This is a genomic window from Pediococcus damnosus, from assembly GCF_001611155.1.
Classification (GTDB): domain Bacteria; phylum Bacillota; class Bacilli; order Lactobacillales; family Lactobacillaceae; genus Pediococcus; species Pediococcus damnosus.
This window is the reverse complement of sequence record NZ_CP012294.1, coordinates 1,370,946-1,396,987: the sequence shown is the minus strand read 5'-3', so window position 1 is coordinate 1,396,987 and position 26,042 is coordinate 1,370,946. Positions and strand designations below refer to the sequence as shown.

The window sequence follows — 26,042 nt, the reverse complement described above, 5'->3', positions numbered from 1 at the left end:
TCTAATCACTACACTAATTTTTTTGATTGTGCCTGCGTACCTGATTTTTTTTCATCCAATACCAAGCAACTACGACAAAACCTAAACTACCAAACACTTGCAAAATTCCATCCGATTCTTCATCCGTCTGCGGTAAAAATTGTTGTTTTTTTGCTGCTGAAACAGGAACCGTTGGCTTAATTGTTGTATCTGGACCATTAGGTACTTTGTCAGCGGGCCTTAAATCTGACGGAGGATAACTTGGTGATATTGTTCCCTTTGTAAACCCCACTCGTCCTTCTGAAGTAACCTCTGAGACATGGGTATCACCGCGAATCGGTGAATTAATCAAACACATTGACGTAATTGTCAATATAGTGAGTAGCAACCCTCTTTTCACGTGACCTCATCTCCTTTATTTGTTTCCTGGCGTGTCTTGCAGTGTCCAAGTAACCGCTCCAGAATAGGCTCCTCCACCTACTGGTTGCCCCGCAGTGGGTTCAAAGGCCAAACCGTTTGTACTATTCCAGGTAGCAGAAATATTATTTGTGGTCCCCGGCTCTGATTTCGGCAAGGCCTTCACAGGAACAGCTGCGGGTCCTAACACATAATCCGTTCCGGCATTAATATAGTGTAAGCTGTTTGCCAAAACTCCTTCATTGTTAGTACCCGTCATTTGTTTGGCTAATGTTGCCGTCACACTCCAACCATTCACGATGGCACCAGTAGGAATTTTCCGTGTATCTTTCACTGCCAAAGGGTTTCCAGTAACCGTTTTGTTCATATAAACTGGATTGCCTGTCGCTTTAGCATCCAAGTCAGTGCCAAAACCAATACTATCGGGAGCAGTAAGCGTTAATTCACCGTCAACGTAAAGGAGCCGGAAATTTGCTTGCCGAATGCTACTAGGCTTTGTCCCGCCATCAGTAAACTGAATCGTAAGTTTATAGACGGAACCTACCGAACCGGCATTATGAACTGCCAGACTTTTTGCAGGAATCATATAACTAAATTTGTCTTTAACATTTCCTCCACTAGTATTAATTACTCCAAGAGTTTGTACCTGCCCTGAATTTGGAGGAGTTGCTCCCCCTCCAGATGTTTTGGTAATAATGAAATTTACTGTTACCTTTTCTTTGTCTGGATCTTGAAAGAATCCAGATATAGGTTGCCCTGTGCTACCTCCGTAATAATATAAATCTGAAACTTGGAGGATGTTGGGTGTTTGGTCAATTGAGATAGCGGCAGTTGCCATTGAACGTCCAGATATCACTTTTTTATTTGCTGAACTTGTTGCCGATTTCGCAACCGTTTCTGACGAACTGCTTGACGAACTACTTTCTGAAACAACATCTGCACTTGAGCTACTTTCTGGTTGCTCCGACGTACTGGAAGCGGTTGATGAGCTGTCAGAAATTGCTGAAGAGCTTGTTGATTCGGCTTGCGTACCTGACGTGGTGGAACTCGATGACTCAACTGGTACCGCCATTGCCGTAACATGGACAACATTACTTGTTACTAATTGATTTGCACTCAGAACACTCAATGAAAACGTTCCGGCCGTTTCCGCGATTAACGGAATGGTGAAGTTTTTAACCGTTTGATCAGTTACTGTCAAAATCAGCTTGTCCGATTCTTGATGTGACTGGAAGTTAGCCGCTTGACTGCTTTGGCTCAAGGCATTTTCATCAAGCTGCATCCCCGTTGGCACCACTAAAGTAAAGTTCTCCGAATCCGCTGTCAATTCTCGTAGCCGAGTAGCCTTAACCTCCACCTTGTCGCCAACTTTCATTAAAGACTTTGTTGCGGTGAGACTGAACATTGGATCGGCTTCTTCTGCATAAGTGTTGCGATGACTATAAAATCCAAAAATACTAGTCAAAGCAACAAATACAAGTAATGACTTAAGAATTCTTTTCACAACCATCACCTCTCTTTGTAGAATTCCACTTCCTTTTTACAAGGTAATCATAGCAGGTAATTTGTGACAGCGATTTCATGTTTTTATAGTTCACTCATTATTCTTGACAGAAATAAAAATCGTTCAGGCCACCTTTATGTTTCGTTTTTAAACTCATATGTACGTATTAATACTTAAACATACTAAAAAAGCGTTAATTATCTGATTTGATAATTACCACTTTTTAGTATTATGCAATTTATTTGGTTGTTTCAACATCAAATGATGAACTGGAGTTTCCGCATAAAAATTTTTCTCTACAATCTTTTTGATCATCTCTAAATCATGAATAGTCCCTAAATTCGTTAGCCAATAAGTATAGTCTGTATCATCATACGGCTCTTCATGATAATTCGTTAAAACCAAATCATAAGCATTCCCGGGCTGATAATAGGTCACGTTCACTCGAATATCCTTTTTAAAAATTTGCCGAACTTGATCAATTACCATCTGACTAATATAATAATCAAACGTTGTATCTACGCCAATATCAATATCTTTTATCTGCTGATAACGAAAATCACGAATCACAAATAATAGCCGCCGTTGAAAATAATTTTCATTTTGTTTAATAAATTGGCTAAACGGTGTAGATGGCTCTTTTTTAAAGATCTGCATCAGCTCCTTGACCACTAAACGAGCCTCCTGTGAAAAGAAATGCGTCATGTAATACTCACTATAAATCTCATCCATATGGGCAAGGTCCCCCGTAAAACAAAATGGACGAGCACAAATGTCAAAAACCAATTTCATTAATTCGAATGGCCATTGATGCCGACTAATTTTAAGAGTACTCGTAATCGTATGATTCATTTTCTCTACCAGGTCTGCTAATTGCGTTTTTTGTGAGTTATAAATATCATAGAAACGTCTAGCCACATTGGTCTTACTATTAAAGACCGACATGCTAATCAACATGACACAGAAGGCTTCAATTTCAAATTGTTCTTTGGTAGCCGACCGCATGTGAAAAGCCTGCTTGTAACATTTGCTGACCTGTTGATACAATTCGTTTTTCTGATAGAGTTCTCGAACTCGCTTTGGAATTTCACTATCCATAACTGATTGTGAGCCTAGTCGTTGTTGCGAAATGATTAACCAAGAATCAACTCTGTGGACTGCCTCTGAATGAAAATAAAAATGCAGTTCACTTTGGAGGCCATCCACAAATTTATCAATGGCAAAACTTTTTTTAGGCGGAAAATAATTGGTTAGTTGAAACAGTATGTAATAGAAAAAACGAACCTGCAACTCGCTTCCTTGCAAGTGACCGTTATGAATAGTTAACTCAAATTCTTTCAGCAATTTATTAAGTTGTTTAATCACCCGATACAATGATGCCTCACTCATATTCAAGTCATCTTGCAATTGATAACTATCCATACTACCGTGCTTATAGATGTACATTAAAATTTGAAATTTAGGCGCGTCTTTTAGATACAGTCGAAAAATCCAATCATCAAGAGCAAAGTTCTGAATCAATTTAAATTCTGCCGTATTGGCACCAATACAAAACGTTATCTTTTTTTCATCAATTAGCGGTTGAACGTCTACCTGAAGATCATCTAAATAACGTTTCAAGGTGGCTGGAGATAAATCTAATTTTTGAGCTAAAGTTTGTTTTGAAACTGAACCATCACTTAAATAAAGGATTTCCATTATTTTGAATAAACTTTGTTGCGTTTTTTCTAATAAATCCGCCTTATTCATTTCTCTCTCACCTCAACGGTTAATTACTAATTCCTACATACTCCTTATATACTGTAACATAAGGAATGGTATTGCTTACATCAGTAATTTATTTGTGATCATTTCGTCACATTTTAAATGCCACAAAAAAAGGCTGTGAACAAAACAAAATTTTGTTCACAGCCCTTAATTAATTTCTATTCAACCCGAGGTTCTGTTTTTTCGTCAATCTTGTGTCGCCCCTTGCTCATCGCATGTTTGGCATTTTCTGTCTTTCGTGAGGCAAAATCACCGGTCTTATCGGCGGCATTCATTGCCTTATCTTGAACAGTTTCGCTGTCTGCTTCGTATTCTTCACGGGTTTTTACATCAACCACGTTCACGTTAACTTCGATAACTTCGAGATGGGTCATTTCTTTCACTTCACGCGTAATGACACGTTTCATTTGTTCGAAGATATCTTCAATATCTGTGCCATACTCAGCAACGATATCCATGTCAACGGCAACTTGTTTCTTACCGACTTCCGTGTTAATGCCAGCACGGACATCATCATTATTAACCAATTTGTCTTTAACATTTGAGAAAAAGCCACCATCAACTGTTAATAAGCCATCAATTTCTTCTAAAGCAATGCCAATGATCTTTTGTACCACTTTATCTTCATAGGTTAATTCACCTTTGACAGAAGAATCAGTTTTGTGATCATTTGGCCGTGGTGGCGTTGGACGCCCTGAGTTCATTGAATTATTTGTATTAGAGAAGTTGTTTTTACCATTTGGTTGCATTACATTTTTGTCTGTCATAATTTGTTTCCTCCTAGTTTTTGTTGTTTAGGTATCTTTCCAATAATTTGGTTCTATCTACATACATTCCCACCGCAGCGCCCAAAATCACCAAAACTACCAGTAACAGGGTTTGAAAGAATCCGATTGTGACTAGCAAAATTGCCAGTATCAAACCAATGACGCCACCAATGATGGGAAGCTTGTATTTATCAATAAATGTTTGCATTTGCATCCTCCTACTCTACCCGGGGCTGTCCGGAAGATGTCGCATTGCCTCTTTTTTGATAGCGTTCCAGCTTCACCTTCACTTTGACATTATGATCGGAGCCCACCAGATTTCGCACACGCTCTTCTACTCTTGCTGACCATTCTTCCATGTGATCCACCAACGCTGAAGTTCGTTTGATATCACCACTAACGTTCACATGAATCTTTCGGTTAGTTGCCGTTGTGTTGACTTTAGGAGATCCGATAAAATCCTTTTCATTAAGCATTGAACGGACAACGCCGTCAATTGCCTTCTTATGAATCGTTAATTTTCCTCGGTCATCTTTCAGCCTAAACGTTGTCTTATTATGTGGTACAAATAGTACAACGATAATTGCAATCACCGAGGCAGCCGCAACTGCAATCCCTAACCAAAAGAGCGTCATATGCGCATAATAATTAGCGAAAAAGAATTCCCTAATTGCGTACAAGAATGCCGAACTGGTTCCCCATGGCCACGTTAGTGAAACAATCACTAAGCTAAGCAGCAGAAGCACTAGCGAACAAATAATGAGGAACGTTTTAGACCATTTGTTCATAACTTTGTCCTCCTCATAGATTAATGGCTTCTCCACCCGCGACTCCGTATATTTGTGCGGTCACATAACTTGCCTCACTTGAAGCTAAGAAATTATAAACCGGTGCTATCGCTACTGGATGGTCAGCACGCTGGCTCGCTAACCTATGATTTCCTCGATAACTGCTTTCACTACAATCAGAAACGGGAACCATTTTGTCCTGAAGTACGGGAGTGTCCTGATTTTGTTTATCAAAACCATCCTCATGATCCAGATAACGAGGATCCTTCAAATCTGGTGCCATTGGCTTCACTTCCTTCTCTGTTTGATAAATTAAGCATATCGAAAAGAAAAGCCCATTAACAGAAAAATGCTCATTTCTTTCTTATGTAAATTATAAGTATCACTTCATTAAAAATATAAAAAATTCGTCAAAAAAATCCTGAACTAGATAACCTAGTTCAGGACCTTTGATTACTTTATTAATTACTTTTCATATTTACCAGAAATTGTGTTTAGCTTTGAAACACTCCCAGTTTGTGAATTATATCGATAAATTCCGGTCAAACTACCAACTGTATTTGACGGATTATTTTGACGAACTTCAATTTGATAATAACCGTTTCCTAATTGATTTACCCCATATGACAGACCGCTTTGGCTTTTGATCCCCGCTGCGTTTTGGAATGAAGTAATTACTTGATCCGTTTTTGTATCCGTTAAATTACCAGCTGGCTGTGCAGACGAACTGCTTGTCGAGCTTTCGCTAGAACTTTGGCTAGAAGAGGAATTGCTGGCCATTGAATTAATCTGGTTAGTTAAAGCCTTACCCTGATCTTGCAAGGACTTAACACCACTAATACTTGATGATAAGTTATTAAGCAATGCCAAATCAGCTCTTGCCGTCTCGTAATAACCATTGGATAACGCATCGTAGGCATTTTGATAATACTTCTTAGCGTTCTGTAATTGGGTTGCCTGATTTCCTAAATCTTTTGCTTGTGAGTTTAGCGCTGCATTATTCGTCTGTCCAGATGTAACCTTGGCCAAACTAGAATTTGCTGAACTTGTATCCCCATCATTCAGTGCATCTTTAGCGTTCAAATAGTTTTGAACCTTTGATAACAGTTCGGCCACTTTTCCGTTATTTTCATCAAGTTTTTGAGCTGACTTTAATGTAGCTAAAGCATCCTCGCTTTGTTTATCTTCAATTTGTTTTTGCGCTTTTTTATATAAACTTGCCGCTTTTTGCTGATTAGACTTTTCGGACGTTGACGAAACAGAAGAACTTTTCGCACTTCCACTTTGTTTACTTGTTGTACCACATGCAGTTAACGAAATTAGCATCAATACCGCAATTAAACTAGTAAAACTTTTTTTAAGATTTAATTTCAAGGTCATAATTGTCTCCTCCTTATCACTATTATACCATGTTAGTTCAATGAATTATTAAACAATAAATCAAATAACCCACAGTTGTCACAATCAGAGCAACTAGATTAGCTCCTTTAAACATCACAATTAAAGCCAGATATTCCCGAAAAGCCGCAAATGGTAAATAATGCATTGAAGTTGGGGCACTGATTCCAGTCATTGTTGAATTCAATTGTTTGGCAATCAGTCCAGCTCGGAAAACGTGAAAACTACTGGTTACAAAGATAGCTCGATAAAATGGCTTCTTTTCAACCATCAAGACTTGTGAATTTCGCATATTTTCATAAGTTGATTTGGATTTATTTTCCTGAATGATTTGGGTACTTGAAATTCCCTTTTCTATTAAATAATTGCTCATTGCTTGGCTTTCAGGCTTAATTTCATCAGTTCCTTGCCCACCTGAAACAACAAATTGCGGATGAATACCACGTTTTCGCTGTTTTCGATACGTGCTTATTCCTTTGTCCAAGCGTTTCTTCAAAATTTTGGACACTGTCCCATCTGGTAATAGCCCTGCGCCAAGGATGACAATGAAATCTACTGAATAATGGACCGGCAGCTCATCTAATAGTGAGGCCACCGCATATGAAATAAAACCAATCATAAAGTAGGCCATCCAGACATAAAATAAACCCAATAGAATCCAGATGGCAGAATTATGGAAGACAAACAAATTAAGCAGCGTGAAAACGAGAATTTCCAAAATGATAAATCCAACTATTTCAGGCAACCGATATTCGAGATGCGCACCAGTCTCACGGACTAATCGGCGACTATAAATAATACAGGCCAACGCGAAAAGGATTAAGGCAATTGGCGTAATGATCGTAAACGTCAATTTGATCATCACCAATAAGGCTTGCATCCACGGTGCCTGGGTGACTTCAAGCCACTGCCACCCCGCGATAAAAAAGCAGACTGCACTGGCCGTAAAAAAATATCCGTTTAAAAAACGTCTTCGATCGGTTAACCACAGTGTCACAAAAACGGCCAAACAGATACTGCCCCAATAACTGAAATTCATCCCAAGCACCCCGCTTTCTTAACTCTATTTTAAGGATCTAACGGTCAAAAGAAAAGTTTAAACCTCGCCGGCTTTTGGGGTGATTATTGTCATACATCAAAAGAAATTTAAATTCAACCCTTTCATTTATTTAATTTCGAGATACAATATATAGTGTTGTCGGATTTCGAAATTAGAACATATAGTATATGGCCATATACATAGATACAAGAGGGGAAGAGAAGCAAATGTCTAATTACTTACACTTTTTAGGTCACCAATTAAAGGGATGGCCTCAACAAAATTACTATTTATTTTTCTTTAGTTTAGGTTGTCAAATTATGAACCTGGTTAGTTCACCAATCACTGCCTTAACAATCACAACATTTATCGGAACTACTTTAGGCGTTTTATGTATTTTAGCAATCAACGCCGCCAAATCTGTTAACGGTTGGTTAGGAATCTTATCTGCAATTTGTTTTATTGTGACTGGTTTGGCCGCAAAAAACTACCTAAGTATGGCTGAACAGCTGGCTTACGTTGTAACTCTTGATTTACCAGTTTTGTTAAGTGCTAACTGGAATGTAAACATGGTTTCTAAAATCCGTAAGTTTACTGGCAAAACTTGGTTTATCGCCATCGCCGCTACGATCGTTGTTTATTTCGTTTCTGGATCCCTAATTGGAACTTTCACCAACGATCCACGTCCTTGGGTTGATGCCATCAGCTTTTCAATCAGTTTAACCGCTGGTGTCATTTGCTTCTTACGTTTCAACAATCAGTACTTCTGGTGGGTTGCTTCCGGGCTTGCCCAAATGGTTCTTTGGTTCATCTCATTCCGCCAAGGATCAGCAACACTTGCTATGTTTGTAAACAGCTCAATCTATCTAATTAACGATGTTTTGGCATTTACGACATCTCCATGGTACAACAAAAAAGAACGTGCTCGTCTTATCAAAGAAGAATCAAGTTACAACGAAGACTCAACTTCTAATGTAACTCATGCTCACGCATAGTTATTCTAAAAAACGCCTTTTCAGTTAATTAGCTGAAAGGGCGTTTTTTTGTTAACATATATAATCTGAGAATATTTGTATAAACCGAAACATGCTAACCAAATTTTGATTGGTTATATCCTTACTGGACAGTAGATAACTTCACAAGTCAGGGACTGAGAAATAAGCAGAGCTACCAGCGGGATGCGATCCCGCCTCCGCCTTGCACTTGACTCCTTTTTTACCGCTAGGCTGCAGGACAACTTCACAAGTCAGATACTGATAAATAAGCAAAGCTACCAGCGGGATACGATCCCGCCTCCGCTCTGCCTTTGACTCTTTTCCACCACTAGGCTGCAGGACAACTTCACAAGTCAGATACTGATAAATAAGCAGAGCTACCAGCGGGATGCGATCCCGCCTCCGCTCTGCTTATTTATCAGTATCTTAGCGACTTGTTCCGTTCACTTTTATTCACTTTGTCTTTCTCATCCCAAAAAGTGCAGAAACGATTAATACAACCACCACTGCTCCGATTATAGAAGGAACCAATGCCATTCCTGCTAATTGTGGTCCCCACGTGCCCAGTAAGGATTGACCTAGCCATGCTCCGACCAGACCCCCGACAATATTGCCGATCCATCCCGCTGGTAAATCTCTACTCGTAAGTGCACCCGCAATTGCTCCGATAATTCCACCAATAATTAAAGCCCATAGCCATCCAAACATGCTGCTCACTCCTTTAATTTTTGTGTAAATCCCAACAACATCAACTAGTGATCACTTAGTTGCTACTATAAACACTTCACCATGTAATATGGGACTTGTTTACAAGATTAGCTTAGCAAAGTCCGACGGTTTTCTACAAGTTTAATGCTTATTATTATCATTTCTTATTACTTATGATAGATAAAAGTATCTAGACTATTTTTCAGAATACTTCTATTTAATATTACTAATTTACAACTTTAGCGAAAACTATTGATCGCTAAGTTAACCCAATTGCAGTGCAGGTAGCCCCCACAATCAGACTGTTTTACCGCCTAACATCAATGCTTCACTATTTACCACATTGAATTTGCATATTTTAATTCCTTGGTCTTTCACTAAGTTTCGAAGTTATTTTTTGCATGCAAACTTAATTTAGCTTATGCTAAAAGTATAGAACGCTTTCATTATTAACTAATTTGGCCAATCATTTTAAATTTAGGAGATGTCAATATGAGTCATAAAATACCACAAATTAAATTTAACGACGGAACTGCTTTTCCACAAATCGGTTTTGGAACCTATAAATTAAACGGTGCCACAGGGGTAAGCGCCATTCGTAGTGCCCTAGATAATGGCTACCGCGCTTTAGATTCGGCTTACAATTATGAAAATCATGGTGCTTTAGGTGAAGCAATTCGCCAAAGTGATATTCCCCGTTCACAAATCATGATTACTTCCAAGTTACCTGGGCGTCATCATAAATATACTGAAGCTTTAGAAAATATCCAAGAATCTCTCTACCAAACTGGTCTAAAATATTTTGATCTTTACCTTATTCATTGGCCAAACCCCAAAGAAGATCATTATGTAGAAGCATGGAAAGCTTTAATTGACGCCCAAAAATGGGGATTAGTTCGTTCTATTGGAGTTTCTAACTTTTTACCAGAACACATTGATCGTTTGATTGATGAAACTGAAGTAGTTCCAGCTGTCAATCAAATTGAATTGCATCCCTATTTCTCACAGGCACCACAACGCAAATACGATGCTGATCATCATATTGTTACCGAGGCTTGGAGTCCTTTAGGCCGCGCAAGTGCCGTATTAGAAGATCCCGTTATTAAAAAAATTGCTGATGCCCATCATAAATCCGTCGGACAAGTCATTTTGCGTTGGGAAATTCAGCTGGGGGTTCTACCAATTCCCAAATCAAGTTCAACTGTCCGTCAACGGGAAAACTTACACATTTTCAATTTTGAATTAAACGAAGAAGAAATGACCGCAATTACTAATCTGGATTGCCCTGATGGCCGAAACAAGAACCAAGATCCTGCGGTATATGAAGAATTCTAAAATTCTTTCTAAAAATCAAAAAAGTTGGCAACTCAGCGATTTGAGTTTACCAACTTTTTATTTTGCTTTAACATACCATTAAATTTACATCTTTTCCCAATCTTTACCCCAGATCACACCCACGATTTCTTCACCAGTGTGTGACATGATAACTGGTCCTAATTGGTTACTTTCAAATTGGGCAGCAGGAAACTCTTGCTGAATCGTTTCCTCCCATTTAGCACTTAAGTCATGATCAATCCCATAGATAATGGAAACTCGATACTCTTCAGCACCCCGATCTAAATCAGAATGCAAATTTTCCAAAACTTTTTGCAGTGCTCGTTTACGTGTGCGTTCCTTACTTTGAATGACAATTTGGCCTTTTTCGTTCATATCCAAAATGGGTTTAATGCGTAACAAATTTCCCATAATGGCAGAGCGATTGGTAATTCGACCGGAGCGCATTAAAAAGCTCAGATTATCGACCATAAAATCAACCTTAGTTGTCTCGCGAAGGTGCTCTAAAACTGGGACAATTTCTTTACCCGTTTTTCCCTCTTGACGCAACTTTGCAGCCAGTAACACCATGTTGGCCTCACCCTGACTGGTCATCCTTGAATCAAATGGGATCACATTAATTTCTGTAATGGTTTTAGCGTACTCGGTTAGATTTTCAATAAAACTTGTGATTCCGCTAGAGAGATGAATGCAAATCACTTCATCATAATTTTGAGCAATTAGTTTATCAAACACTTCTTGCATCTGCCCCAAAGTAATTTGGGTTGTTGATGGCATCACTCCTGAAGTTTGCAACTTTTCATGAAACAATTGGTCATCAATATCAATATTTTCCAAGAATGTTTCTTGACCAAAAATCACTGTAATTGGAACGACAATGATGTCATTTTCGCGAACTTGCTGATCACTAAGATAAGCTGAACTATCCGTTACAATTGCTGTTTTCATACATTTCTCCCTGCTGTTTAATTGCGCATATTAATTACTATTAAGTATAAAGCGTTATCCGAGAATAGCAACTGAAATCTGCTGGCGAGCCCGAAAAATTAGCTTTTTAGTCATATTTCAACTAAATTGAATATAGAGTTATTGTTAATCGGCTTTTTAAAAAATCGGTTCTTTATGTAAAGAATCACGAATACAAGCACCAACAACATCCACTATTTCAGGAAAATAAATTTAAATTGTGACATCGCTACCAATTGCGATATAATAGCATTAATCACCCCAGAGGAGCAATTATCAATGAAATACAAACCAGAAAAAGATTACCTAAGTATTGATATCGGCGCAACTTACACAAAGTACGCGCTAATCGATCACAGTGGCAATTTAAAAATAAAGTCTCAATTCACAACTCCACGTGATAACGTGAATAATTTCTTAAAAAAAATCTATGCAGTCATTAATGAAGTTCTTCCAAACATTAAGGGGGTTGCCTTTAGTGTCCCCGGAAAAATTGATCAAAAAGAACAAATCATCTATTACGGTGGCTCTCTTCCTATGTTACATGGCTTAAGCCTAAGCAAAATTATTAGTAGCCGTTACGAGTTACCCGTCAGTATGGAAAATAGTGGAAATTCGGCGGCCTTGGCGGAACTCTGGCTAGGAAACTTGAAAGATATTAAAAACGGAGCCGCGATTATCCTTGGTAATTCAGTAGAAGGCGGTATTGTGTTAAATGGTGAACTCTGGCATGGATCTAATATTCAAGGCGGCGAACTTGGCTTTATGCTTTCTCAAATTAACGGACCTGCAGAGGATCCTAATAATTTAATGTTCACCGCTGGATCCGCCGTTCAAATGATTGACGACATCGCCACGGCTCTCGATTTTAACGATCGCACAGATGGTATGCGCGTTTTTAAGGCCATTCAAAATGGTGATGAACAGGCACGTCACATTTTTGAACAATACTGTCGCCGAATTGCGTATATTATTTTAAACATTCAATCTATTTTGGATCTCAGCCGCTTTGTGATTGGTGGTGGCATCAGTAGTGAAAGTATCCTTGTTCCAGAAATTAAACACCAATTACAGTTGCTCTTTGATGAAAACTCACTATTACGAAAATCTTTATCCGCACCAGAAATTTTAACGGCTAGTTTCAAGAGTGACGCAACCCTTTATGGTGCTCTTTACAACCTACTATTACAACTGAACGATGAGAAATTGATCCAGGATCTTTCAAACGAAGATCCCGATAATAAGGATTCTTCTGATCCATCGAACGAGTAACATTTTAAAAATAAGAAGTAACTACAATGGGATGATGCTACATCCCATTTTTTAATGGCCGCATTTATGGTAAAGTTGACCTTAAATATAATTTATTGCCATAATTTCCCCACATTTCTACTGTCTAATAAATTGAAAACGAAAGGCTAACCTTATGACACATCCCACTTCACGGACGGCACTACAACAAGACTTTCACCAAAATTTTCAAAACTTCCATGTTTTCAAACGAGCCCTTTTTATAAACTATGCACTTATTCCTCGTGTAGTAGCTTGGCTTGGCCCTCTTCTGTACATTACTGGACTCGTTGTTCTTGCCCCGCTTGCGTTTGGTGCTGGGATTTCAATTGGGACACTGTTTAAACTTTTAGTACCTCAACTCAGTGTTTTGCTAACAATTCCTTTTACTTTTGAACCAACTTCAATTTTATATTGGTGTGTAACCATTTGGGAACTCGCCGTTATTTATGAACTCATTGAAAAACTCGTTCGGGAAACTAAAATTCGTACCTTATTCGCACAATTTCAGAAAAACAATCGGCTACTCCAAACAGGCTATGCCTATAAAATAAATAATCATCATTCGCTAATTATTACGCAACTATCCGCAACGGACAATCTAACCCACGCGATTGCCAAGCTTCCAAACTCAAAACAAAACCAATGGGAAAAAATAACCCACATTACGGAAGGCCATTATGGTTTTCGGCGAGCCACTAATTATGATATTTCCGCTATTCAAAAATTTCTTCAAATGAATTTTTCTCACCAGTTTGAATATCTAGCTGTGTTACCCTCACTCGAATCCTTGCCATTTTACTGGCCACTTCAAGAGTCTCCTTCAAAACAGGCTGTATTCTATTTTAAAGACGCCCACAATCAGCCAATTTACGTTCTCAAAAATTTTACCAAAAATGGTGCGCGGGTACACAAAACTTTCAAACAATTCTTAGGAACGTGTTTTAATATCTTCATTTACTAAATTTGGCCTAAAAAAGCGATCAATTCAGCATTTTCTGAATTGATCGCTTTTTGGATTTTATTCTTCCACACTATCCTGGCTAAGTCGTAAGATTGCCACGCGAATAATCGAAAGGTTGACTTTTCTTTCAGTTTCTTCATCCAATTCTAAATATTGGCTGACATACTTATCTAATTCTTTATAAACATCACTATTTTCCAAGTCTTCATCAGATGAATTTGTAAACTTAGTCCACATTGTTTTAATCTCGTCTTCTTCTACCGCATCGGTAAAATCAGTTACGATTCCGGCACCATCGTACATTTCACTTAAATTTGTCTCTGGATTAATATCCAAATAAAAATCTGAAAGTGGTGTTTCAATCAAAACAAATCCTAAATCACTGTAGTTATCGGTATGAACAACTGCTCCACCTTGCTTACCATTATCAACAAACGCATAGTAATCATGATGATTCTTGTGTTTTACAAAATAATCCACCCCATTGAGACCGGGTAAACTCTGAATCACACTTTGATTGCTCACTTCGATTGATTTTCCTGTTTCGTTAATCTTTGCTAATGCTGGATATTGGTAAAGCATTTCAAACCTCCTACACTGATTAATCAGCGATTTCATTTCATAAAATTCTATTATACAACTAATCGTCGAAAGTGCATGAAAAACTTTTAAGTAATTTTATTGAATGAGATAAACCTTACATTCATACGGACGCAAAGTTTCATTTTCATCATCCGCATAGTTACTTATTAATTCAGTTTTGTTGCTTTGTTGACTCAAATCATACCAACGTTGCACCGTCCGTTCCGTAAAGTTACTAATGACCAGTAAATCTTGATCCCCGAGATGGCGGGTAAATGCCCAAACCTGATCATCATCTGGATCCAACAATTGATAATCACCATAGACAATAATTTCATACTGTTTGCGTAACAGATTCATCTTTCGATAAAAGTTAAACACTGATTGTTTATCATTTACTGCTTGGGCCGCATTAATCTTCTTGTAATTAGTATTTACTGATAACCAAGGGATTCCCTTAGTAAAACCAGCATTGTCAGTATCATCCCACTGCATTGGTGTTCGGGCATTATCACGAGAAGAATGCTGTAAATACTTCAACATTTGTGTGGAACTTACAAGCTGCTTTTGATCCACAAATTCGTGATAAGCATTTAAACTTTCGATATCACGGTACTGATCCAAACTCTTAAACTTAGCATTTGTCATGCCGAGCTCTTCACCCTGATAAATATAAGGTGTTCCCTGCATGAAATGTAAGGTTGCCCCCAACATTTTGGCGGACAATGCTCGATATTTGCCCTGATCATTTCCAAACCGTGAAACGGCCCGTGGCTGATCATGGTTATTCCAGTATAGCGAGTTCCAAGCCTTGTCATTTAGATCTATTTGCCATTTTGACATGACCTGCTTTAAATCGGTCAGCTTAACACTATTGGTGCTCCATTTTCCTAGAGCTGCATCCTCATTGGCATCCAGTCCCATATGTTCAAACTGGAAAACCATCTCTAATTCATGACTATCAAAACCAGTATATCGAATGGCATCCCTAGTCGTTGCGTCCGGAGTTTCCCCGACCGTCATCACATCATAATGGGATAAAACTTTGTCATTCATTTCCTTTAGATAGTCATGCACATGTGGCCCGTTGGCTGCTAGGTTTGTTTGGCCTTCAGTTTTCACATCAGGTAATCCCTCCGGCTTCGAAATTAAGTTAATGACATCCATTCGAAAGCCATCAACCCCCTTATCAAGCCAGAAATGCATCATATCAAATACCGATTTTCGGACATCAGAATTATCCCAGTTTAAATCGGGTTGTTTTTTTGAAAATAAATGTAAATAGTACTGACCAGTTGCCTCGTCAAATTGCCATGCTGATCCACTAAACGCACTTTTCCAATTATTAGGCTCTTGATCATTTTTAGGATCGCGCCAAATATAATAATCACGATAATCATTGGTCAGACTCTTGCGACTTTCCACAAACCAATGATGCTCATCAGAAGTATGATTAACAACTAAATCCATCATAATTTTCAATTTTTTATCATGAGCTGCTTTTAGTAACCGATTAAAATCAGCCATGGTTCCAAATTCAGTCATAATTTTTTCATAATCAGCAATATCATAGCCGTTATCATCATTTGGTGATTGATAAATTGGATTCAACCAAATGACATCGGCCCCTAATTTTTTGATGTAATCCAAATGTTCAGTAACACCATTCAAATCACCAATTCCATCGTCATTCGTGTCTTGAAAACTTCGCGGATAAACTTGATAGACTACTGCTTCTTGCCACCAGTGTTTTTCCATGAACAAAAACTCCTTTGTATTTTAAAATTTAAAACTCACTCAACACTCATTATGGTCCGTATTGAGATCGGTTTCAATTATCCCGATTATTAGCCTTTATTAACTTAAATAAGCGAGATCAAATTATTAAACATATGCAGTCCAATATTGTAACGAATATCCTTGGTATATGCGTACGTGAGTGCCAATAACCATCCCATGACTGCGTATACTAACCAACCTAAAAAACTACTAATATCGTGCACTGCCCCGAAAACAGCCCCACTAAAAAATACGCCAAGAAGTTGAATTCTTTTGTCCGATGAGTTAAAAAACCAGTTAAAGAAGAATCCTCGAAATAAGATTTCTTCAATAATTGGTGCAAAAACGATCGCATCCAATGCCATCCAGACCGGCATCGCTTTTGAGAACTCCACAACTGTTTGCTGATTAGCCGACTGCGGCAAAGCGTTTCTTTGATTTAAATAGATTTGCAATGCGATAAATAAAATCCAGACAATCACGACGATGCCCATAAAAATTGTGATTCTTTTAGTCGGTTTGGTGCGCCCAAAGTGGGCCAAATTATGCGTTTTGAGTTGGGCCGTATACATCTGAATGAACAGCACCAACATCAGGACCGTGGTAATTAAATACATTACAAACGCGATCAACACAAAAGTTTGATTACTTGGCATTAAATACGCCATCTGCAATGGAATGGTACCAATTTGATAGATGGCAAACATTCCGATAAATTTTAAGATGTTTAAAAAAATTTGTTTCCAATTAATTGTCATCAGAATTCCTCCATCTCGTTCTAAGGTTGATTTTAGTTTAGACGTTACCGCTCTCAAACGCAACTCATAATTAAACTCCGAAATTTAATCACGTCACTTCACTATTGAAAGCGGTTGCGGTATTCTTAATACTATGGAATGTTTTGAAAAATAACTAGTTACCTTGTTGCCGTTTTTATTCGTTAAGGACAACCAGCATCGAAGCAAACACTAATATTTTTTGGCACGTTCAACCCAACACATAAATATGGAGGCTTTTTAATGAAAATTTCCCAACAAGTGCACAATAAATCAACCTGGTTTACCTTAACTAATGACCATAATGTTTCTGTTGTAATTAGCGATTTTGGAGCTACCGTTGTCGCTATCAACACCCCTGACAAAAAGGGCAACGTCGCAAATATCACATTAGGTTTCATGCATTCTCATGATTACGCGAAACATCATGACTACTTTGGCGCAAGCGTGGCTCGGGTTGCTGGTCGCTTAGGCAACGCAACCTGGGAGGGACATCAATTAGATAAAAATAGTGATCCAAATCATATCCACGGTGGGGATCACCCGTCAATCAGTTATTCACGCTGGGGATTGATCAAACAAATTCGCACGGATACGCAGGTTGGGGTGGTTTTACGTTATGTAAGCCCTGCTGGTGAAAATGGCTACCCTGGTCGCTTAACTATTTCCGCAATGTTTGTGTTAGATAAGACCAACAAATTCACAATTACTTACTTTGGCAAAACAGACGTGACTTCTTTGTTTAATCCCACGACTCATATTTACTTCAATCTATCGGGAAATGCCAAACGTCTTATCGATAATCATAAATTAGACGTTCAATCAGATGCAGTAGCTAAAACAGATTCAAATAACGTGCCAACGGGCGAATTATTATCAGTAACTGGTACACCATATGATTTTCGTAAAACCACTGACTTGGGTAAAGCTCTAGAAAAATTACCAAATGGATTAGATACCCCTTTCAAACTAAACCAAGTAGCGAGTGGTCAACCACAATTAAAGCTTTTCGACCCAGAATCCGGTCGGCGGGTTGCAATTCATACAGATTCAAATTCAATGATTCTATTTTCTACCACTGGTTTTGAAGGTGATTTTTTGGTTGATGGCAATCGTAAAATGACCTCACAATTAGGATTAGCCATTGAACCCCAAATGTTACCCGACGCACCTAATCATCCGGATTTTGGTAATATTGTCATTACCCCCGACAATCCACTGATTTATCAAAACACGTATACATTTAATTAGTTAATGACCAACTGCCAGTTACGATTTAAGCTATGAGGATTAGATTTCTGCAAACCGATTCCAATCTATTCAAAAAATCCTGCACTTTGAAAAGTTGCAGGATTTTTTATATTTATTTTCGAAATGCTTGTTCCAATACTGAATAAGTTAACTCTTCAGTACTTGCGACCACTGAATCAGCTTCCTTCAAATCATTCGAATCACCAACACCGACAGCGACAGCACCAGCGGATTTAATCGCTTCTACGCCAGCCTTTGCGTCTTCAATTCCAACACATTTAGTTGGATCCACATCGATCTTAGCTGCCGCCTCAAGGAAAATATCTGGGGCCGGTTTCCCATGAGCTACCTTGGCTGGATCTGCAATTGCATCAAATTGTTCTCGTAGTCCAAGTTTTTCCAAAATAAACGGTGCATTTTTACTCGCCGAAGCAACCGACAGCTTTACTTTGTTAACTGCCAGTTCATCCAAAAGATTCTCGATGCCAGGAAAAATATCCGTCTGTGTAAGTTTACCAATCTCTTTTAGATACAACTCATTTTTATACTGAGCCATTGCATCAACTTCATCTGCCGAATATTTATTTTCCATTTTGGCAAATTTTAGAATGCGATTCATAGAATCAATCCGACTGATTCCTTTAAGATCACTTTCGAAACTCGCAGGTAACGTCACACCAAGTTTTTCTTTGGCCAAGCGACTCCAAGCCTTGAAATGAAACTTAGCCGTATCGGTAATAACCCCATCAAGATCAAACAAAACGCCTTGCATACTACTGGCCTCCTACTAAATTCAAAACTTCACCATTTAGTTTTACATTCACAGGTTTCCCTTTTAATAATTTGATTTCGGTTCCATTTCGATCAACCTGAACTTCAATTAAGCGATCGCGGAAGTTAATTCGAAATTGATAGGAAGTCCATTTTTTAGGTAAGAATGGTTTAAATGATAATGTATTATCCTGAACACGCATCCCTGCAAACCCCTGAACAATCGCCAACCAGCTGCCTGTCATCGACGTTATATGCAACCCATCAACAGTATCATTGTTATAATTATCTAAATCTAGTCGTGCTGTTCGCTCATACATTTCAACGGCCTTATCTTCATAGTGGAGATCAGCAGCCAAAATTGCATGCACTGAGGCCGAAAGACTAGATTCATGCACAGTCAAAGGCTCATAGAAATCAAAATTACGTTTCTTTACGTCCTCAGGAAACTGATCAATAAAATACCAAATTCCTTGAAGGACATCTGCTTGTTTAATGTAAGGTGAACGTAAAATTTTATCCCAGGACCAATGCTGATTGATTGGTAATTGATCCTTTGGAATCGATGAAGCCGGCTCTAAATCCTTATCTAAAAAGCAGTCGTTTTGAATAAAGATGCCAAGTTTTTTATCCTCAGGGAGATACATTTTATCAATAATATCTTGCCAATGCGCCTTTTCAGTATCAGAAACATCTAGTTGAGCTAACTTTGCGTCGCTCACTTTTCTTAAGGTTTCCAACGTATATTTTAAAGTCCATTGTGCCAATAAATTTGTGTACCAATTATTATTCACGTTATTTTCATATTCATTTGGCCCAGTAACACCATGAATCATGTAAACACCATTTCGTTTTGACCAATGGACGCGATCCGCCCAAAAACGTGAAATTGCGGTTAGGACATCAATTCCTTTGGTTTTGAGATACGTTTCATCACCGGTATACCGCGTATAGTTATATATTGCATACGCAATCGTGCCATTACGATGAATTTCCTCAAACGTGATTTCCCATTCATTATGATTCTCAATTCCATTGAAAGTCACCATTGGGTATAAAGCACCTTTAAGGCCCTGTTCACGGGCATTATGAAAAGCGCCCGCCAACTGATTATATCGATACTCTAACAAATTTTCTGATACTTTTTTGTCAGCAAGTGAAAGATAGAGGGGAATCGCAAATCCTTCGGTGTCCCAATAAGTTGCGCCACCGTACTTCTCACCCGTAAAACCTTTAGGCCCAATATTCAGGCGCTTATCCTCGCCGTAAAATGTCGAAAATAATTGGAATAGATTGAATCGAATCCCTTGTTGTGCAGCATCATCGCCGGTAATTTGCACATCTGCTTTCTCCCAGCGTTTTGCCCAGGCCTTCGATTGATCTTCCACCAAGCTGTCACGTGTAATTCCTGAAATTTTTTGAGTTAAAACTTGCATACCAGCCTTGAGGGTTGCTTCGTCATCGTAATCCCGCGACGTCACAACAATCACCCGTTTTTCAAATTTCACAGATTCGTGTGCCTCAATCTGACCTGTAAATTTGTTTGAAACTTGCTGCTCTGTTTCAGGCTGGTCAACTGCTTTAAGATCCGTTTTGTGCGTCATTTCCATGCCAACTGTAAACCGTGGCGTCCCAAAATTGTTAGGCTTTGTTTCTGCGATTAGATATCCCGAATTGGTAGTTTGTTTCTTAGTTTTAAGATTCCAGAATTTTTCGTCATAGTTGGCATCTTCATTAAAAACATCAGCGTCAAGATCGGAAACAATTTTCACATTAACTGGTTGATTGCCTAAGTTTTCAATTTGATAATCAACATCAAAAAGTTCTTTTTGGGCAACGCTTACAAAGCGTCGAATAGTGAAACGGACATTCTTATCTTGTTCTGTTAAGGTAAATTTACGGGTTAAAATTCCCGTCTGCATGTCCAAGGATAGTTCAAAATCCTTAATTGCCATCTTGGCTAAATCAATTTTTAGATCGTCCAACCACACATTTACTTTATCAAAGTTAACTGCGTTGATTACCTTACCAAAATACTTTGGATAACCATTTTTCCACCAGCCAACAACTGTTTTATCGGGATACCAAACCCCGCCAACATAAATTCCGGAGTGTGTATCAGCAGAATAGTCTTCTTCAAACATCCCACGCATTCCCATATAGCCATTGCCAATGCTAGTCATGGACTCCTGAAGTCGTTTATTTTTTTTATCTAATTTATGCGTAACAATTTTCCATGGATCGATCTCAAAAGTTCGTTGCATGAGTATCTACTCCTCCTCGTCATATAATGTATATTTTGCTTTCAGCAAAACCATATTCCTTTAGTAAAAAGGGACCAGGCAAGACTTACGCCTGATCCCTTTTTACTTTATTTATTCAATGGTTAATTGTGTATCCATGTCAAAGAAATGTGCTTTACTCATCTCAAAGGCCATTTCTACGCTTTCTCCTGGCTCATGATAATCTCTTGCATTAACTTGTGCGACGAATTCCGTATCGCCGGTTTTAGAATATAGCATTGAGTCAACACCTAATAGTTCTGAAACTACAACAGTTGCATCAACCACTGAATCAGGCATTGTTTGAATGGCAACTTGTTCAGTATGAATATCCTCTGGTCTGATACCGACTACCAATTTTTTGTTGTTATATCCTTGATCAACTAACTTCTTCAATCGTCCCTCTGGTACAACAACATTTAATCCCTTATTGTTAACCACGTGACCATCACGTAAGGTAGCATCAAAGAAATTCATTGCAGGTGATCCCATAAACCCTGCTACAAATTTATTAACAGGCTCATTATAAAGTTGCGAAGGTGTCCCTACTTGTTGAATTTTTCCATCATTCATAATGACAATCCTATCAGCCATAGTCATAGCCTCAACTTGATCATGAGTTACATAGATCATGTTTGTTTGCAGCCTTTGATGTAGCTGTGCAATCTGCGTTCTCATTTGTACACGTAATTTAGCATCCAAATTTGATAAAGGTTCATCCAGCAAAAACAACTTAGGATTACGTACAATTGCTCGTCCTAGTGCAACTCGCTGGCGCTGACCACCAGATAATGCAGCTGGCTTTCTTTGTAAAAATTCAGTTAGTCCAAGAATTTCTGCTGCATTTTCTACCTTTTTTTGTATTTCATCTTTAGGCATTTTTTTGATTTTTAATCCAAAACCCATATTGTCAAATACTGTCATATTTGGATATAACGCGTAGTTTTGGAAAACCATTGCAATGTCTCGATCTTTAGGTGCAACGTCGTTCATTACTTTTCCATCCATTACCAAATCTCCATCAGTAATGTCTTCCAAGCCAGCAATCATCCGTAGGGTTGTAGATTTTCCACAACCAGAAGGTCCAACAAAAACAATAAATTCTTTATCTTTAATGTCTAAATTAAAATCACTTACCGAATATGAAGAGTTCCCATCATACTCCTTATAAATATGCTTTAAATTAATCTCAACCATTATGACATCCCCTTTAGGTTTTAATTTGGTAACTTTTTTTATTAAACTAATGTATCAATATAAGAAAATTTATTTCACTTGAATTGCAAAGGATTCATACGGTTTCAATTCGTAACTAGATAGATCAATTATTTTTTCATTATAATTTCCAAGTATTATATTTTTTTGAATGCCATACTCTGGTAAATTTAGCTGATTCTTTTCTTGATCAAAATTAGCAACCACTAAGAATTTATGATCGACATCTTCTCTCACATAAGCAAAAACATTTTCTGGAACTTTCTTAATCTCAATAAAATCTCCCCAAACAAGCGTTTTTGAATTTTTTCTTAAATTAACTAATTTTTTATAGGTATAGAAAATTGAATCTGGATCTTCTAATGCCTGCTTAACATTAATTTGACTGTAGTTTGGATTCACATGTAGCCATGCTTTTCCCGTTGTGAAACCAGCCTCTTTTTTGTTATTCCATTGCATTGGTGTTCTGGCATTATCGCGGTCTTTTACATTAATCGAATGTATAATTTCGCTTTTTTCATATCCCTTAGCTTTTCGTTCTTTATACATATTAATGCTTTCAATATCATCCACTTCAGATATATCCTTAACCGGATAATTTGTCATTCCAATTTCTTCACCTTGATAAATGTAAGGTGTACCTTTCATCATGTGTAGAAGAATAGCAAACATTTTTGCACTTTTCACTCGATATTCTTTAGAATCATTTCCCCAACGAGAAACTATTCTTGGTAGATCGTGGTTATTCCAAAACAAACTATTCCATCCGTGTTTCAATGAAATCTGCCACTTGTATAACACCTTTTTTAATTCTGCAACACAAAGTGGCTTTAAATCCCACTTTTCACCATCTTGAGCTTGGTCTAACACACTGTGTTCAAATTGAAAAACCATTGAAAGCTCATGTCGTTCGGGATTGGAATACAACTCAGCATTTTTTGGCGTGGCACCCCATGTTTCCCCAACCGTTAACATATCTTTTCCAGAAAACGTATTAGTATTCATTTCCTGCAAATAATCATGCAGGTGTGGTCCATTTGCAGTAATCATTTTATCAGGTTGTTTACCTATTAAATCGATAACGTCCATTCTGAATCCACCAATACCTTTATCAATCCAAAAATTCATCATCTTCCAAATTGAATTTCTAACTTGTTTATTCTCCCAGTTAAGATCCGGTTGCTTTTCACTAAACAAATGAAAATAATATTGACCAGAATTTTCATCAAACTTCCAAGCGCTACCGCCAAAAGAAGCCCTTAAATCATTAGGTTCTTTGCCATTTACAGGATCTCGCCAAATATAAAAATCTCTATACGGATTTTCTTTAGATTTTTTTGCCTCAACAAACCATTTATGTTCATCTGAAGTATGGTTTACAACCAAATCCATTACAATTCTAATTTGACGTTTCTTTGCTTCAAAAATCAACTGATTCATATCTTGCATAGTACCAAATTCAGGCATGATATCCTGATAATCTGAAATATCATAACCATTATCAGTGTTAGGTGATTTATATACCGGACTTAACCAAATTGCTCCAATTCCCAAATTCTTTAAATAATCTAATCGGCTAATAATGCCTTGAATATCGCCTATTCCATCACCATTCGAATCCTGAAAGCTTCTAGGATATATTTGATAGACAACCGCTGATTGCCACCAATGTTCGTTGTTTTTGTTTTCCACAATACTCTCCTTGTAGTTACTTAACTGATCCACTTGTTACTCCAGCAATGATGTACTTCTGGAAAAATACATACATCAACAATACCGGTAACAAAACTAAAACATAGGAAGCAAATGCTAAATTATACTGTGTAGAAAATTGTCCTTGGAATACATATTGAGCTAACTGTAATGTTTGCTGATGTGGATCACTTAACAATACTAATGGCATCAGAAAATCATTCCAAGTCCACATAAATGAAAGAATTGCTACTGTAGCATGCATAGGCTTCATTAATGGAAAAATGACCTTAAAGAATACCTGATATGGTTTGGCACCATCCATAATGGCGGCCTCTTCTAGAGCAGTTGGAATTCCTTTTACAAACCCCGAATAAAGAAAGATACTTTGAGGTAATCCAAACACTATATATAGGAATGTAATCCCTAGAATATTATCCATATGAAATGCACTCACTTCTTTAACTAAAGGAAGCATAATTACATTAAACGGAATAAACATTGCACTGATAAAGTAGTAATACATCATGTTAAAAAACTTATTTTTTAATCTATATCGGGTGATTACATATGCAGCCATTGAATTAGTAAGAATTGTGAATATAATATTCACCACAGTGATAAACAATGTGTTAAAAAACATTCGAGGGAAATCCGTCATTGACCAAGCATTTGCAAAGTTTTCCCAATGTATTTTTTTGGGTAAAGAAAGTATGTTGGTCATCTGTGAAGGATCCTTTAACGCAATGACAATTGTTATATAAATTGGACCAAGTATTGCAAAAATTGCAACAACCATTAATACACTAGTAAGTGTCCAGTTAATGTGTTTATTTTTTGCACGTTTTTTTGGTTTTGGTTCGTTACTTTTAACTTCTACATTTGCCTGCATTAGCTTAGTTTCTCCTCTCGTTTATTTAAAATTCTTAGCTGAATTAATGATATTACAAGAACCACTATGAACAAAACTACCGCGTTTGCAGACTGAATAGCAAACTGTGATCCTTGGAACCCTTGAGTATATATTTCAACTGAAATTGATGTAGTACTGTTCCCGGGCCCACCATTAGTCATTGCCATAATTTGATCAAACACCATTAGATATCCTTTTACAGATAAGACCAAATTAATGGTAAAGAAGGGAGCAATCAACGGAAAAGTAATATCTCTAAATTTTTGCCAAGGCCCAACTCCATCTAAGGCCGCAGCTTCATATATTTCTGGATCCACTGATTGAAGACCTGCTAAATAAATTAATGTATTAAATGCAAGCCCTTGCCAAATAGTAACAATTAAGATACCAATCCAAGCATGTGTTGTACCTAATATATTATTGTACAAAATTGGAAGATGAATAAGATGTCCAAATTGTGGGATCAGGTTACTAAAAATAAATTTAAATACGAAACCTACAATTAAGCTCCCCAACATGTATGGCACAAAGTAAACTGCTTTTAAAAGACTCTGAAATTTAATATTGCTATTTAAACCAATAGCAATAGCAAGTGCTATAGCATTAACCAAAATGGTTGCGAACAGAGCAAACTTAAAAGTAAACCAATATGCATCCGTAATATTACTATTACCAAACATATATAAATAATTTTTTAAACCAACGAACTTCCATGAACCATATCCTGTCCAATTAGTAAAGCTATAAAACACTCCACGAAGAAATGGAACTGTGTGGAAAATGAAAAATAGAATACCAATTGGCACAACCATCATGTAATAAGTAAGTGGTATCTTCTTCCCTTTTTTCCTACTTTTCATTGTT

Annotated in this window: 25 protein-coding genes; 5 read left to right on the top strand and 20 right to left on the bottom strand. The window is 37.6% G+C overall.

The genetic code is table 11. From position 1 onward, the window contains the following. Positions 1-13: 13 nt before the first annotated feature. From ADU73_RS06510 to ADU73_RS06470, 9 genes are all read right to left on the bottom strand, one after another. On the bottom strand, positions 14-352 hold the full coding sequence (locus tag ADU73_RS06510; RefSeq protein ID WP_145930489.1) for a hypothetical protein: 339 nt from the start codon (positions 350-352) through the stop codon (positions 14-16). A gap of 42 nt (positions 353-394) precedes the next feature. Further along, on the bottom strand, positions 395-1,900 hold the full coding sequence (locus ADU73_RS06505) for a hypothetical protein (RefSeq protein WP_046871182.1): 1,506 nt from the start codon (positions 1,898-1,900) through the stop codon (positions 395-397). A gap of 213 nt (positions 1,901-2,113) precedes the next feature. Then, positions 2,114-3,649, bottom strand: a complete 1,536-nt coding sequence (locus tag ADU73_RS06500) for an AcpB/EbpR/MafR family transcriptional regulator (RefSeq protein WP_046871140.1) — start codon at positions 3,647-3,649, stop codon at positions 2,114-2,116. Between the two features lie 176 nt (positions 3,650-3,825). Next, positions 3,826-4,371 carry an Asp23/Gls24 family envelope stress response protein gene (locus tag ADU73_RS06495; protein ID WP_062913460.1) on the bottom strand — a complete coding sequence of 182 codons (546 nt, stop codon included), beginning with the start codon at positions 4,369-4,371 and terminating at the stop codon, positions 3,826-3,828. Positions 4,372-4,447: 76 nt separating this feature from the next. After that, on the bottom strand, positions 4,448-4,642 hold the full coding sequence (locus ADU73_RS06490; protein ID WP_046871141.1) for a DUF2273 domain-containing protein: 195 nt from the start codon (positions 4,640-4,642) through the stop codon (positions 4,448-4,450). 10 nt (positions 4,643-4,652) lie between these two features. Further along, on the bottom strand, positions 4,653-5,222 hold the full coding sequence (gene amaP, locus ADU73_RS06485; RefSeq protein WP_046871142.1) for an alkaline shock response membrane anchor protein AmaP: 570 nt from the start codon (positions 5,220-5,222) through the stop codon (positions 4,653-4,655). Between the two features lie 13 nt (positions 5,223-5,235). Continuing rightward, positions 5,236-5,505: a hypothetical protein gene (locus ADU73_RS06480; protein ID WP_046871143.1), complete on the bottom strand. Its 270-nt coding sequence runs from the start codon at positions 5,503-5,505 to the stop codon at positions 5,236-5,238. A gap of 182 nt (positions 5,506-5,687) precedes the next feature. Continuing rightward, positions 5,688-6,602: a hypothetical protein gene (locus ADU73_RS06475; protein WP_052694475.1), complete on the bottom strand. Its 915-nt coding sequence runs from the start codon at positions 6,600-6,602 to the stop codon at positions 5,688-5,690. Positions 6,603-6,639: 37 nt separating this feature from the next. After that, on the bottom strand, positions 6,640-7,659 hold the full coding sequence (locus ADU73_RS06470; RefSeq protein WP_062913307.1) for a YdcF family protein: 1,020 nt from the start codon (positions 7,657-7,659) through the stop codon (positions 6,640-6,642). Between the two features lie 227 nt (positions 7,660-7,886). Between ADU73_RS06470 and pnuC the strand changes: the two genes are divergently transcribed. Continuing rightward, a complete protein-coding gene (gene pnuC / locus ADU73_RS06465; RefSeq protein WP_046871145.1) occupies positions 7,887-8,654 on the top strand; it encodes a nicotinamide riboside transporter PnuC in 768 nt (255 codons plus the stop codon). Between the two features lie 453 nt (positions 8,655-9,107). On the opposite strand, the gene ADU73_RS06460 is transcribed toward pnuC, so the two are convergent. Beyond that, on the bottom strand, positions 9,108-9,362 hold the full coding sequence (locus ADU73_RS06460; RefSeq protein WP_046871585.1) for a GlsB/YeaQ/YmgE family stress response membrane protein: 255 nt from the start codon (positions 9,360-9,362) through the stop codon (positions 9,108-9,110). A 492-nt stretch (positions 9,363-9,854) separates the two neighbouring features. On the opposite strand from ADU73_RS06460, the gene ADU73_RS06455 reads away from it, so the two are divergent. Beyond that, complete coding sequence (locus ADU73_RS06455; RefSeq protein ID WP_046871584.1) at positions 9,855-10,697, top strand: aldo/keto reductase; 843 nt, start codon at positions 9,855-9,857, stop codon at positions 10,695-10,697. Positions 10,698-10,781: 84 nt separating this feature from the next. Here the strand turns inward: ADU73_RS06455 and ADU73_RS06450 are convergent, their stop codons facing one another. Further along, the gene (locus ADU73_RS06450) at positions 10,782-11,645 is read right to left on the bottom strand and encodes a DegV family protein (protein ID WP_046871583.1); all 864 of its coding nucleotides are present in this window, start codon (positions 11,643-11,645) and stop codon (positions 10,782-10,784) included. A gap of 297 nt (positions 11,646-11,942) precedes the next feature. On the opposite strand from ADU73_RS06450, the gene ADU73_RS06445 reads away from it, so the two are divergent. Together ADU73_RS06445 and ADU73_RS06440 are read left to right on the top strand one after the other, a co-directional pair. After that, complete coding sequence (locus tag ADU73_RS06445) at positions 11,943-12,935, top strand: ROK family protein (protein ID WP_062913306.1); 993 nt, start codon at positions 11,943-11,945, stop codon at positions 12,933-12,935. Positions 12,936-13,089: 154 nt separating this feature from the next. Then, complete coding sequence (locus ADU73_RS06440) at positions 13,090-13,917, top strand: hypothetical protein (protein WP_046871581.1); 828 nt, start codon at positions 13,090-13,092, stop codon at positions 13,915-13,917. A gap of 57 nt (positions 13,918-13,974) precedes the next feature. Here ADU73_RS06440 and ADU73_RS06435 read toward each other — a convergent pair whose 3' ends face one another. The 3 genes from ADU73_RS06435 to ADU73_RS06425 all read right to left on the bottom strand — a co-directional run bounded on the left by ADU73_RS06435 (position 13,975) and on the right by ADU73_RS06425 (position 17,036). After that, positions 13,975-14,499 carry a DUF4283 domain-containing protein gene (locus tag ADU73_RS06435; protein ID WP_046871580.1) on the bottom strand — a complete coding sequence of 175 codons (525 nt, stop codon included), beginning with the start codon at positions 14,497-14,499 and terminating at the stop codon, positions 13,975-13,977. A 96-nt stretch (positions 14,500-14,595) separates the two neighbouring features. Beyond that, the gene (locus ADU73_RS06430) at positions 14,596-16,257 is read right to left on the bottom strand and encodes a glycoside hydrolase family 13 protein (RefSeq protein ID WP_046871579.1); all 1,662 of its coding nucleotides are present in this window, start codon (positions 16,255-16,257) and stop codon (positions 14,596-14,598) included. Between the two features lie 104 nt (positions 16,258-16,361). Next, entirely contained in the window at positions 16,362-17,036 is a 675-nt protein-coding gene (locus ADU73_RS06425; RefSeq protein ID WP_052694509.1) for a CPBP family intramembrane glutamic endopeptidase, read from the bottom strand. 261 nt (positions 17,037-17,297) lie between these two features. Between ADU73_RS06425 and ADU73_RS06420 the strand changes: the two genes are divergently transcribed. Continuing rightward, complete coding sequence (locus ADU73_RS06420; protein ID WP_046871578.1) at positions 17,298-18,305, top strand: aldose epimerase family protein; 1,008 nt, start codon at positions 17,298-17,300, stop codon at positions 18,303-18,305. Positions 18,306-18,417: 112 nt separating this feature from the next. Here ADU73_RS06420 and pgmB read toward each other — a convergent pair whose 3' ends face one another. From pgmB to ADU73_RS06390, 6 genes are all read right to left on the bottom strand, one after another. Then, the gene (pgmB, locus tag ADU73_RS06415; RefSeq protein ID WP_056986321.1) at positions 18,418-19,077 is read right to left on the bottom strand and encodes a beta-phosphoglucomutase; all 660 of its coding nucleotides are present in this window, start codon (positions 19,075-19,077) and stop codon (positions 18,418-18,420) included. 1 nt (position 19,078) lies between these two features. Continuing rightward, on the bottom strand, positions 19,079-21,340 hold the full coding sequence (locus ADU73_RS06410) for a glycoside hydrolase family 65 protein (RefSeq protein WP_046871577.1): 2,262 nt from the start codon (positions 21,338-21,340) through the stop codon (positions 19,079-19,081). Between the two features lie 111 nt (positions 21,341-21,451). Further along, complete coding sequence (locus tag ADU73_RS06405) at positions 21,452-22,555, bottom strand: ABC transporter ATP-binding protein (RefSeq protein ID WP_056986320.1); 1,104 nt, start codon at positions 22,553-22,555, stop codon at positions 21,452-21,454. Between the two features lie 69 nt (positions 22,556-22,624). After that, the gene (locus tag ADU73_RS06400) at positions 22,625-24,265 is read right to left on the bottom strand and encodes a glycoside hydrolase family 13 protein (protein WP_062913459.1); all 1,641 of its coding nucleotides are present in this window, start codon (positions 24,263-24,265) and stop codon (positions 22,625-22,627) included. A gap of 16 nt (positions 24,266-24,281) precedes the next feature. Then, positions 24,282-25,157: a carbohydrate ABC transporter permease gene (locus ADU73_RS06395; RefSeq protein ID WP_080945529.1), complete on the bottom strand. Its 876-nt coding sequence runs from the start codon at positions 25,155-25,157 to the stop codon at positions 24,282-24,284. Then, complete coding sequence (locus tag ADU73_RS06390; protein WP_046871575.1) at positions 25,157-26,038, bottom strand: carbohydrate ABC transporter permease; 882 nt, start codon at positions 26,036-26,038, stop codon at positions 25,157-25,159. Before ADU73_RS06390 ends, ADU73_RS06395 begins: the two co-directional genes overlap by 1 nt. Positions 26,039-26,042 lie beyond the last annotated feature (4 nt).